The following is an 11353-nucleotide window of genomic DNA, read 5'->3' on the forward strand; positions in this document are numbered from 1 at the left end:
GCGCAGTGATTCGGCCTGATTATGCAGGCACATATTGAGGGGCTGCTTCTGGTCTAGAGTGTGTAAAAACGCTTCGTCAAAATTGAAGTGCGCGCATCGGCGTGAAATCTGAAACTTATCGGCACGTCTGGCCGGTGTAGATTTTGTGTAGAAACGCGAGTTTCACTCGAGCTATGGGAACCTGCCGCGCTCAAAGCGTTTTTACACACTCTTGGCCGAAAACAGCCATGCATAACGCCAACCTCCATATATTGTTTGAAACCATGAACCGACCATCCCATCCTCCGCTTGGACGCCAACGCCTCATTGTTCGTGCGTTCAACAGCGTATTGTCGGCGCCTACAGCCTGCTTGAAATCTTCGACTGCACCTGTGGTCCTCAGGACCTCTCCCAGATCCGCTTTGCCATCGGCCTGCTGTTCAGTGACGGCTTCGATCTGCCGCGTACTTTGGGTGATAAAACCTTGTGGCAGGCTGATCCTGCGTAACCTTGATTGAGTATTGAGGCAACGAAAAAAGGCGACGCAATGCGTCGCCTTTTGGCTTGAGCAGGGCGCTTTCCAAAAACCGTTTTGCGCCCGCGGTTCTGCCTCTGTCGTCGATCTCAGCAGCCCGACGCTTTGAGCCCGGTGCCGATGGTCACCGCGCTGACCTGCACGTTCTCAAAAGCCTTCTGTGCAGCGGCGTCGTATTTCTGGTCGCAGTTGAAGCGGGTTTCCATCACGTAGTCTTCGCCTTCTGCTGTGCGCATCTGCGCTTCCCACTGGTTGGCGGCGTTGAGCGCAGCATCCGAGGCCAGGACCACCTCCAGCAGCACTTCCTTGAAATCTACCGCACGAGGGCCTTCCCAGTGGGCGTAGACCGAAGGGTCGGCGGCGTTGCCGCACATGCTCAGGCAACTGGCGCTGTAGCTCAGGCCGCCACCGGACGACTCGGTAAAGGCGCCTACGGTGAGCGGTTTGCCGGGAGCGGGGGCGAAGGTGTCGACGAACTGGGTCAGGTCGGCCTGGCATTTGGGCGTCAGCTCCATGCGCAGTTTGCTGACTGTGCCGCCTTCTATGGTGGCGGTGATGTTGCAGCCCTGGACTTTGAAGCTGTGCTCATCGCCGAAGGATTCACGGGGGATTCCGGCAACGGATTCAAAGTAACGCTGGTTGGTGCCCAGCATGTCGCCAGTGAAGACTCCGGCCACGGTAGCGGCTTGGGCCGCGTCAACGGACAGGGCCAGTGTCGAGGCGAAAAGGCCGTAGATCAGCTTGTTCATGGGAGAGTCCTTTCAATCGGCGACCAGAGTCTTTGGTCACCCTCAAGTGGGTTTGGGGGACGGGAGTTTAGCAGGCGTTGGTGCTGCGTTTTGCGGGTTTAAGGCCCGTAGCGGCCCTGCTGGAGGTACCGACAAGATACGCTACAGACGGCGCTCTCAGGCGTCGAAGCCTTTGCTATTGATGCAGGCCTTCGCATAAACCAGGGACTTCGTCGAGACGCTATCCTGGAAATGCACAGATTCGGCACACTCATTGGTAGCCACGCCAGTAGGCCTCGACATGCCACAGTGGACGTCCCGCCAAGACTTCGCGTATGCCATTGATCACGGCTTGATACTGCCCGGCATCGAACTTCGACCAGCGTTGCTTTCGTGCTTGTGCCCAGACTGCCCGCAGACCGCCAACATCTTGATCGTAGAGCTCATCCAGCAACAGTTTGTCGATAGGGGGATGCAGGGCCTGGACATGGAGGTGCAACTCCTGGCCGGCGCAGACAAAAGCCCCCTTGAGATAGACATTGATGAGCTTTGCTGCGACGCCGTGGCCGAATCCGACCAGGCCCTTGTTCCTGGCCGCTTCGATTGCGCGTTCGCGCCATATTTTGTGCTGGGCATCGATGTGCTCGGGAGACGGCAGAAGTTGCGGGCCTGCTAGTAACAGGTGCAACCCTGTGGCTTCGATGATGGTCTTGCCGGTGCTCACATCGAAGCGACAGGTCTTGGTGCTCGCTGCACGACTTGCGGCCCAGGCGGTGTAGCGGTGAAGGTGTTCGGCAATGTCGTAGGGCTCGATCACTGGCGCAGCGTTCATACGGACATCTCCAGCTGTTCATAGGCGTACAGCCAATACAGTGTTCTTTGGTTGTTGAACGTCTTGACCTCGACCACGCCACGGGTCTCCGGTAGCCAGCTGTTGTCCCAGGATCGGGTGGTGTCTTGCATTTGCCACCAACTGACAATGTTCGGGTGCCAGGTTTCGGCAAGCATCAAGCGGTAGACACTGCGTGTCTGGGTGGAAGGGGTGACGAACTTCTCCAGCACCGGGGCCAGGTTTTGCGCTTTCATCCGTTGAAAGTCGATGCGCAGTTGTTCGGCTTTCTTCGGGGTGAACAGGCGTTTGGCCTCGACAAAGAACACACGTTCCTTGTCGAACAACATGCAGTCGATCCGGTACTCATAGCGCTGGGTGAGCGGGTTGAGGAAGGGCACCTCCATGAACGCATGGGCGTTGTTGCGTGCGCCAAAGGCATTGGCCAACTGAAAGGTGAGGTTGCGTTCATTCATGCCATTGCGGCCGTAGGACGGGTAGAACGCACTCAAGCTGTCGGAAAAGTTTGCCGCGGCCTGTTGAATCACACGGTTGATGACTCGACTCATAGTGTCCCTCTGCTTTTATCCTTGAAAAATCGCCTACCCAGGTGGCTGTCACCCCCGAGCATGGCGTGCATCATAAACAACGATATCCGGGGGTTGCTATCAAAATGCCTCTATCGATGTTGCGTCTTTTCTCGGGCTGGGCGTTTGGGGCATCAGTGCGGCCTGTACGGTCGAAAGCAACGAAGCATTTCTCCTTGATCGCTCCGTGTGGTGTCCAGTCAGTGGTTGCCTGATCAATCCTGATGCAAAGCAACCTTCAGCCAGTGCGCGGGCCACTCATCTAGGCGTGCAGGTGCTTTTTCAAGAACGACCGGGTGCGTTCGTGAGTCGGGTTTTGCAGGAGCTCGTGTGGCGCGCCTTCCTCGACCACCACCCCGCCGTCCATGAAGACGATCCGGTCGGCCACTTCACCGGCAAAGCGCATTTCATGGGTGACGATCAACATGGTCATGTGCTCGGCGGCCAGTTGCTTCATCACCTGGTTGACCTCTTCCACCAGCTCGGGGTCCAGCGCCGAGGTGGCCTCATCGAACAGCATGACCTTGGGGCGCATCGCCAGGGCCCGGGCAATGGCCACGCGCTGTTTCTGTCCGCCCGAGAGGCGAGAAGGGTACTCGTCGAACTTGTTGGCCAGGCCGACTTTCGACAGGTACTCCATGGCCAGTTCGCGAGCGGCCGGCCTGGTCAGCCCTTTGAGCTTGATCGGCCCGAGGGCGATGTTTTCGTGCACGGTCAGGTGCGGGAACAGGTTGAAGTGCTGGAACACCATGCCCATCTGCTGGCGCACGCTGTTGATGTGCTGTTCGAATGCGCGACCTTTCAAGGGCCGGTTGACGTGTTCGCCCTCCAGCCAGATCTCCCCCTCGTCCAGCACTTCCAGGTGATTGATGGAGCGCAGCAGGGTGCTTTTGCCCGAACCACTGGGGCCGATGATGGCGATGATCTGTCCGCGCGAGACAGACAGATCGATGCCTTTGAGCACTTCAAGGGCGCCATACGCCTTGCGCGCGCCCTTGACTTCAACCATGAGTTTTTCTGGGGTCATCGTGACATCTCTACCTTGGTTTCAAGCAGGTGCAGGCCGGCTTCCAGAACAAGATTGACCGCGTAATAAATCACCGCGACGGCCAGATAAAATTCGAACGGGCTGTAGGTTTCGCTCACGGCGCGCTGGGCGCTGTAGACCAGTTCGGCGATGCCGATGATCGACACCAGGGAGGTGTCCTTGAGCAGGACGATCAGGTTGTTGCCCAGCGGGGCCAGGGTATTGCGCAGTGCCTGCGGCACCACCACGTAGCGTTGCGCCTGACTGCGGCTCAGGCCAATGGAGCGCGCGCCTTCAATCTGGCCCGGGTCGACCGAGAGGATCCCGGCCCGAATCACGTCGGCGTTGTAGACCGCAAAATGCAGGCTCAGGCCGATGATGCCGGCCATCAGCGCCGGGATGTCGATCCCCACTTGCACCAGGCCGTAATAGATCAGGTACAGCTGCAGCAGCAGGGGCGTGCCCATCAGCAGCCAAGTCATAAAGCGTATGGGCAGGGAGATCAGTCTGGGGGTGTAGAGCACGATCAGGGCAAAGGCTATGCCGGCGATCAGGCTCAATACGCTGGAGCAGAGGAACAGGACCATGGTCCACCAGAGCCCGGTGGCCAGCAGCTCGGAATAGGGTGTCACGATACTCAGGTCGAGGCTTGGCATGGGAGCGTCTCACTTGGCCGCGAAGCGTTTATCGAGGTGGTCCACCATCAGTCTGACCGTGTAGACCATGGCGATGTACAAAATGGCCGACACCGTGAAGATCTCGAATGGCTTGTAGGTGGAACTGATAAAACGCTGCGCCGTGTAGGAAAGTTCGACCACGGAGATGGTCGACACCAGGGCCGAGCCTTTGATCAGCGCGACCGCATTGACCCCCAGTGGCCTGATCATCAACTTGGCGGTTTGCGGCAGTGTGATCAGCCACAGGGTCTGGCCCTTGCCGAAACCGATTGAACGCGCCGCCTCGACCTGGCCGGGATCGACGTTGCTGATCGCGCCACGAATGGATTCGGCCATGTAGGCCGCGATGTTCAGGCCCAGGCCGATGACACCGGCGGAAAACGGCTCCAGCTCAAGGCCGATCTGCGGGCCGCCAAAGTAGATGAGAAACAGCTGGACCAGGCAGGGGGTGCCGCGAAAAACGCTGATGTAGACCCTGGCCAGGCAGCGAAGCAGAAAAAAGCCGGACAGCCGGGCGGCCACCAGCACGACGGCAACCAGAAAACCCAGCAGCAGTGCCAGCAGCGAAACGTGCACCGTGACCCAGGCCGCCTCCAGAAAAAACGGCAGGGTGCGCTGTATAAGTGTCAGATCCATGGGCAGGCTCGAAAAGGTCGGATTGACTGGCCCGACCCCCAGGTCGAGCCAGGCTGCAGATGAGTCAGCGAATGTCCTTGCCAATCCACTGCATCGAGATCTTTTCGTAGCTGCCATCGGCGAGCATGTCGTTCAGCGCCTGCTGCATCGCGGCCTTGAGTTCAGGGTTGTTCTTGCGCAGCGCAATGCCCATGCCTTCAACCCCACCGTCACGGTCGGGAGGGGTGATGATGCGCACCTTCTGCCCGGTTTCCTTGACGGCCACCAGCACCGGCACGCTGTCCATCACCAGCGCATCGAGGCGCCCGGCGTCCAGGTCGACCAGCATCTCGGGAAGGCCTTTGTAGGTTTTTACCTTCAGGTTGCCGCGCGCCCTGGCCCATTTGTCGTGGGCATCGCCCAGGGTGACGCCCACCTTCACCTCCTTCAGGTCATCCAGGCTGTGGATCGGCGAGTCTTCCTTCACCACGATGGTGCGGCCGGCGTGGTAGTAGGGACCGACGAAATCCACGGCCTTCTGGCGCTCCGGGGTGATGGTCATGGAGGCAATGATGGCGTCATATTTTTTCGCCAGCAGCCCGGCAATGATCCCGTCGAAGGGCGTGGTGACGATGCTGACGTTCACCCCGAGCCGCTGGGCCAGGGCTTCGCTGATGGAGGCGTCGAAGCCGACAATCTGGTTCTGCTCGTTGGCAAAGCTGAAGGGCGAGTACTGCCCGCTCATGGCGATACGAATCTCTTTGGATGCCTGGATCGATTGCAAGTCATCAGCCTGAGCGGCTGCCGGATAGAGGAGCGCCGCGGCGACGACGGTGGATGCAGCAAACAGACCCTTGAGCGTTCTGGTTAGCATTGGATGGCACCTTTGAAGAATGATTAATTATTGTTGTTTGGGCTCTTCACCCAGGCCTCGGGAAAAGCTTTGCATAGGCTGTTCTGGAAAGCACCCGGCAAGGTGTCCGCCAGCCGGACACATTGCCGGAGTTGGCCGACACTCTGTCGGCTATGCACGCTGGCGGTCACTTGCGCGCCAATCCTGGCAGCTCTACTGCAGGGCCGCCTTGAAGCTGTCGTCCAGCACCTCCAGCAGCAAGTCGGCATTCTTGTGGCTGAAGATCATCGACGGGCGCATTTTCAGCACGTTGTCATGGGGGCCTTCGGTGCCGATCAGCACGCCGCGCTCCCGGGCGCCATCGGCGACCTTTTTTGCCAGTTGCGTGGCCGGAGCCTTGCTCTGCCGGTCGGTGACCAGTTCGATCCCGAGGAACAGCCCCAGCCCACGCACATCGCCAATGACCGCGTAGCGCTGCTGCAGCTTGCGAAAGCCTTCGAGCAGATAGTTGCCCACCGTCAGTGCGTTGAGTTTCAGGTTGTCGCGCTCGATCACATCGAGAACGCTGAGGCCCACGGCACATGAAACCGGGCTGCCAGCGAAGGTATTGAAGTACTCCATGCCGTTGTTAAAGCTGTCGGCGATCTCGCGGGTGGTCACCACCGCCGACATGGGATGGCCGTTGCCAATGGGTTTGCCCATGGACACCGCATCGGGCACCACGCCCTGGGTTTCAAAGGCCCACCAGTGGCTGCCCACTCGGCCAAAGCCGACCTGGACCTCATCGGCCAGGCACAGACCGCCCTCGGCACGCACCATGGCATAGACTTCTTGCAGGTAGTTGTCCGGGAAAAACAGCTGCCCGGCGACACTGGGAATGGACTCCGCCAAAAAGAACGCCGGGGCTCGGCCCTGCCGGCGCATGCTGTCGATCTGCTCGGCGACACTTTGCGCGAAACGCTTGCCCAGCTCTTCGAATGGCCAGTCATCCGCTGCGCGGTAAACGTCCGGCACGGCCGCCTCGAATACATGCTCTGCACGGCCCTTGCCGGCCTTGCGCTTGTACTTGTAAGGGCTCAGATCAATCAGCTCCTGGGTGGTGCCGTGGTAGGCCCAATCCAGCACGATGGCATCGTTGCGCCCGGTGTGATTGCGCGCCATGCGCAGCATCAGGCTGTTGGCTTCGCTGCCTGAACAGCCAAAGGAGGCGACCGCCAGGCCCTCGGGCAATGTTGCGGTGAGCCGCTCGGCGTATTCCACGATGTTGTCGTGCAGGTAGCGGGTGTTGGTGTTCAGGCGTGAAGCCTGACGCGCAAGGGCTTGCACCACATCGGGATGGCAGTGGCCGAGGTGGCAGACGTTGTTGAAGCAGTCCAGATACGCGCGGCCAACGTTGTCGATCAACCAGACCCCATCACCGCGCACGAACTTGATCGGGTCCGAGTAGGAAATCGACAAGTTGGGCAGCAGCAGTTGCTTACGCTTGGCTACGATCTGCGCTTTGCTCCTGCCTTCCTGGCTATAGGTTTCCGCAGGGATTCCGGCCAGGGTCGAGGCATCCGGGAACAGGTCGGCCCACACCTCAAGATAGGCCCGTTCACCGACGCCGATGAACTCGCTCGCCTTCAACTGGGTGTCGGTGGACATCTGGAAATGCACATGGGGCAGCCAGCCGCCATTTTCCGTATCCGCGCCCATGTAGCCCACCAGCGCGCCCGCTTCAAGGTGGTCGCCGGGCTTGAGGCGGGTCAGCGCTTCGTGGGCCATGTGCCCCCACAGGGTCAGGAAGGGCGGGCAGCCTTCAGGCGAGTGCTTGAGCATGATCAAGCCGCCATAGCCCAGCGGTTCAGGCTCGACCTCGACGCTCTGCACCACACCGGCAAGCGGTGTGTACAGCGGTGTTCCGGCGGGCATGATCAAGTCGACGCCCAGGTGGATGATCCGACGCTCTCCTGCAATGAAGCGCGATTCAAAGGCGCGGTCGGTGTAGATGGTCCTGGCTTCGCCCCAGGGCCCGATGCCCAGCCGTACATGCTGCTCGGCGGAGAAATCGTTCCACCACTGGGTTGCCTCTGCCGGGCGCTGCTCGGCCGAAGCGATGGTCATCTCATGGCTGGCATCGGCGAACGGGACAATCGCCTTGTTCAGGGTCGCCGCCGAGGGATGCACGATGTCCGCGAAGGACTGGCGGTGTTCATCCACCCAGCGGCGAATCGCCCCAGCGCCTTCTATCGCGTCGTAACCACAAGCCTTGCGCAGGATCGCCGTGGCCAGGCGCGGGTTCATGCGATCCATCTTTTCCAGCAGGCGCCAGGCCGGTGCTTCGCTGATGGCCAGGTAAGGGTTGTCCTGGGTCTGCTGGTGGCGCGAGGCGGACAAGGTGACGCTGATCACCAGGCGCATGGCGATCAGATTGAACAGCACATCCAGCTCTTGCGGTTGCAACGGGTAGCGCTCGTGGAAGCCGCCGGTGAGGGCGGCGGCCGCGCCGATGGGGTCTTGCATGTCGAGAATGGCGTAGGCGCAGGTGATGGCGACTTCGGCAATCAGCACCGTGTGCACCGCATCGCCAAAATCGATGATGCCCGAGACCTTTTGATGATTCTGCGGGTTGACGAGGATGTTCCAGTCATTGCCGTCGTTGTGAATGACCTGGGTGCGCAAGCGCGCAAGCCTGGGTTCGACCTGTTGTTCAAAGGCCTCAATGAAGCGAAGCGCAATGGCGCGTCTGCCGGGGTCCTTGATGAAGTGCAGGCGGGCGCGGGAACGGGCGGCGTGCCGCAGGTCCCAGTCCAGATCGCGGACCGCGCCGGGATGCATGAAGCCCTGAAGGGCATGGTCCATGTCGGCGAATGATTGACCCAGGCTGCGCATGAGTTCGAAGGTGCGCGGGACTTCGGCCAGCGGTGTGCCGGGCAGCCAACTCACCAGGCGCACCGCGTGGGTTTCGCCAGAGGGCGCCACGGCCGAGGCGAGTAAATCGCCGGCCAGGCTTTTCTTCAACTGCGGTACGCCAAGCTCGGGGCTGTGATGGGCCAGATGGCTGAGGAGGGCGGTCTGCAGCTGGCTTTCAATGCGCGGCTCACTGGCGTTGACGACTTTCAGAATCCATCCCGCATCAGTTGCTGTGTTCAACCGGAAGTTGCAGTCTCGCTCGCCGTCCAGCGGCGAGGCGCTGGCGCTGACATTGAAAAGCTGCTCAGCCAATTGTTCGGCATCGCGGGGCGAAAACTGCGGAGCAGGGTGGCAAAGGTCAGTCATGGTCATGGTTTTCCAAGTTATTTTTTTCAGTTAGCTTGGCATGCGAAATCTTCGAAGGCAGTAGGTATGCGGTCGGCTTTGGCCTGCATATTGTCGGAATCGGCCGGCACAAAATCGGCAGTCAATGTGAGGAGTTTCAATGCGCGAGCTGGACGTGAAAGATCGGGAAATACTCGACATTCTGTCTAAAGAGGCGCGGATCGCCCTGAAGGCCCTGGCCGCCAGAATCGGCTTGTCCAGAAGCGCCACCAGCGAGCGCGTCAGCAACCTTGAACGCAACGGTGTGATCAGGGGCTACCGGGCGGACATTGGCGAAATCGACGCCAACCTGATTCGCGCCATGTTTCTGGTGTGCCTGAAACGCACCCCGGCCATCAGCCTGCTGGACATGCTGGCCCAGCACTCGCAGGTGCGCCGCATCTCTTCGGTCAGCGGCCAGCTGGACCTGGTGATCGAGATCGAATCACGCACCATTGATGACCTGAACCGTGTCCGGGATGCCGTCGCCAGTCACGAATCGGTCGAGGACATCACCACCGCCGTGGTGCTCCGCCGTGACATCGACCGCCAGGCCTCCTGATCCGCCACGGCGGCAAGACTTGATGACGCGTGCCTGCGGGAATGCCGGACACTGCTCAAACGCAGCTGCAATCCACGCTTGGCGCCCGATCCCAGTGGCCTGATCCGTCAAGTCGGGCCTGGCTCTTTATGGCAATCGCAACGTGCCGCGCTGTACAACTCCCATTCGCAAATCATAAAATGAGAAGCATTATCATTAATGCGAATCTCCCATGCACAACCACAGCCTCTCTTCGCCTGTCGCCCAGTTGTATGCGAACCATCACGGCTGGCTGCGTGGCTGGTTGCATCGGCGTCTGGGGCACAGCGCCGATGCCGAGGACCTGGCCCACGACACCTTCATCCGCGTGCTGCGGTCCCAGGAAGATGTACGTGAGCTGCGCCAGCCCATGGCGTTTCTGGCCACCATCGCCAATGGTCTGTTGATCAATCGCTGGCGTCGTCAGGCGATTGAGCGGGCTTACCTGGAGGCGCTGGCGGCACGGCCGGTGGGGGAGGAGCCTTCGCCGGAAGAGCGGCATCTGATGATCGAGACCCTGTTGCAGCTGGACTCGCTGCTGGTGGGGTTGTCGTCGCGGGTGCGGCAGATTTTCTTTCTGTCCCAGCTCGATGGCTTGACCTATGCGCAGATCGCCGCCCGATTGGGCCTGACCGTGGCCCAGGTGCAGCGGGCCATGGGCAAGGCGTTCAGTGTCTGCTATGCGAGCCTGTTTGAATGAGGGGCGCGGCGATTGATCCGCGGGTGCGAGACAGCGCCATCGATTGGCTGGTGCGAGTGCAGTCCGGGCTGATGAGCGCCGCCGAGCAGCAGGCTTTGCAGCAGTGGCGCGAGGCTTGTGCCGAGCATGAGTACGCCTGGCAGCGGGTCAGCCGTCTGCCGCTGATGTTGCAGCCGGGGGCCGATCTGTTGGCCGATGCCACGGCGCGTCGGGCCTTGCAGGCGGCGGGCGTCGATCCGCAACGGCGCCGGCAGGTGCTCAAGGGCCTGGCGGCGTTGGGGCTGCTGGGGAGTGTTGCCTGGCAGGGGGCGGATTCCACCCTGGTGCGTTCGGCCCTGGCCGGTTATCGCACCGGCATCGGCGAACGGCGGCGTTGGGCCCTGGCGGATGGCGGGTCACTGTGGCTGAACACCGCCAGTGCGGTGAACCTGGATTTGAGTGCGGGGCACCGCAGTGTGCAGTTGATCGAGGGCGAACTGGCGTTGGATACCCCGGCCGGATCGGCGTCTCTGCAACTGCAAACGCCGGATGCGCTGTTGTACAGCCAGGGCGCCCATCTGCTGGTGCGTCATGATCGCCAGGGCACTCAGGTGACGGTGTTGCGCGGCCTGGTGCAGGTCAGTGCCCGGCAGCCGTCGACCCCGCTGCCCTTGCAGGCCGGCTGGCAAACCCGGGTCGATGGCCGTGGAGCAGGGCGGCCGAGTTCCGTCGATGCGTTTCTGGCCCAGGCCTGGCTGCGCGGCCTCCTGCCCGCCGAGCGCATGCGCCTGGATCAGTTGCTGGCAGAGCTTTCGCGCTATCGCCCGGGCTTATTACGTTGCAGCGAAGCGGTTGCCGCTTTGCGGGTGAGCGGCAGTTTCCAGCTGGACGACACCGATGCCGCCCTGGCCCTGGTGGCCAATACCCTGCCGGTGCGCATCGAGCGCAGAACCCGTTATTGGGTGACGGTGGTGCCGGCCTGAAC

The 11353-nt window shown here is 61.0% G+C and carries 11 protein-coding genes; 3 read left to right on the top strand and 8 right to left on the bottom strand.

The genetic code is table 11. The features are described from left to right. Positions 1 to 603: 603 nt before the first annotated feature. The 8 genes from PLD_RS27745 to PLD_RS27780 form a co-directional block, all read right to left on the bottom strand. Complete coding sequence (locus PLD_RS27745) at positions 604 to 1263, bottom strand: hypothetical protein (RefSeq protein ID WP_159897890.1); 660 nt, start codon at positions 1261 to 1263, stop codon at positions 604 to 606. A 250-nt stretch (positions 1264 to 1513) separates the two neighbouring features. Further along, complete coding sequence (locus PLD_RS27750; RefSeq protein WP_159897891.1) at positions 1514 to 2074, bottom strand: hypothetical protein; 561 nt, start codon at positions 2072 to 2074, stop codon at positions 1514 to 1516. Continuing rightward, positions 2071 to 2640 (bottom strand): hypothetical protein, encoded by a 570-nt coding sequence (locus tag PLD_RS27755; protein WP_159897892.1) that lies wholly within the window; start codon positions 2638 to 2640, stop codon positions 2071 to 2073. The genes PLD_RS27750 and PLD_RS27755 overlap by 4 nt, the downstream gene beginning before the upstream one ends. 280 nt (positions 2641 to 2920) lie before the next feature. Then, positions 2921 to 3685 carry an amino acid ABC transporter ATP-binding protein gene (locus PLD_RS27760; protein WP_159897893.1) on the bottom strand — a complete coding sequence of 255 codons (765 nt, stop codon included), beginning with the start codon at positions 3683 to 3685 and terminating at the stop codon, positions 2921 to 2923. Continuing rightward, a complete protein-coding gene (locus PLD_RS27765; protein ID WP_159897894.1) occupies positions 3682 to 4341 on the bottom strand; it encodes an amino acid ABC transporter permease in 660 nt (219 codons plus the stop codon). The genes PLD_RS27760 and PLD_RS27765 overlap by 4 nt, the downstream gene beginning before the upstream one ends. 9 nt (positions 4342 to 4350) lie before the next feature. Then, a complete protein-coding gene (locus PLD_RS27770; protein WP_159897895.1) occupies positions 4351 to 4998 on the bottom strand; it encodes an amino acid ABC transporter permease in 648 nt (215 codons plus the stop codon). A gap of 64 nt (positions 4999 to 5062) precedes the next feature. Next, positions 5063 to 5851, bottom strand: a complete 789-nt coding sequence (locus tag PLD_RS27775) for an ABC transporter substrate-binding protein (protein ID WP_159897896.1) — start codon at positions 5849 to 5851, stop codon at positions 5063 to 5065. Between the two features lie 192 nt (positions 5852 to 6043). After that, positions 6044 to 9091: an aminotransferase class III-fold pyridoxal phosphate-dependent enzyme gene (locus PLD_RS27780; protein ID WP_159897897.1), complete on the bottom strand. Its 3048-nt coding sequence runs from the start codon at positions 9089 to 9091 to the stop codon at positions 6044 to 6046. A gap of 139 nt (positions 9092 to 9230) precedes the next feature. Between PLD_RS27780 and PLD_RS27785 the strand changes: the two genes are divergently transcribed. From PLD_RS27785 to PLD_RS27795, 3 genes are all read left to right on the top strand, one after another. Next, positions 9231 to 9671, top strand: a complete 441-nt coding sequence (locus PLD_RS27785) for an Lrp/AsnC family transcriptional regulator (protein ID WP_159897898.1) — start codon at positions 9231 to 9233, stop codon at positions 9669 to 9671. Between the two features lie 211 nt (positions 9672 to 9882). Further along, positions 9883 to 10389, top strand: coding sequence for a sigma-70 family RNA polymerase sigma factor (locus tag PLD_RS27790; protein ID WP_159897899.1), 507 nt, complete (start codon positions 9883 to 9885; stop codon positions 10387 to 10389). Then, on the top strand, positions 10386 to 11351 hold the full coding sequence (locus tag PLD_RS27795) for a FecR domain-containing protein (protein WP_159897900.1): 966 nt from the start codon (positions 10386 to 10388) through the stop codon (positions 11349 to 11351). Before PLD_RS27790 ends, PLD_RS27795 begins: the two co-directional genes overlap by 4 nt. The last annotated feature ends 2 nt before the right edge of the window (positions 11352 to 11353 follow it).

The organism is Pseudomonas sp. LD120 (assembly GCF_009861525.1).
In the GTDB taxonomy this organism is placed as follows: Bacteria; Pseudomonadota; Gammaproteobacteria; order Pseudomonadales; family Pseudomonadaceae; genus Aquipseudomonas.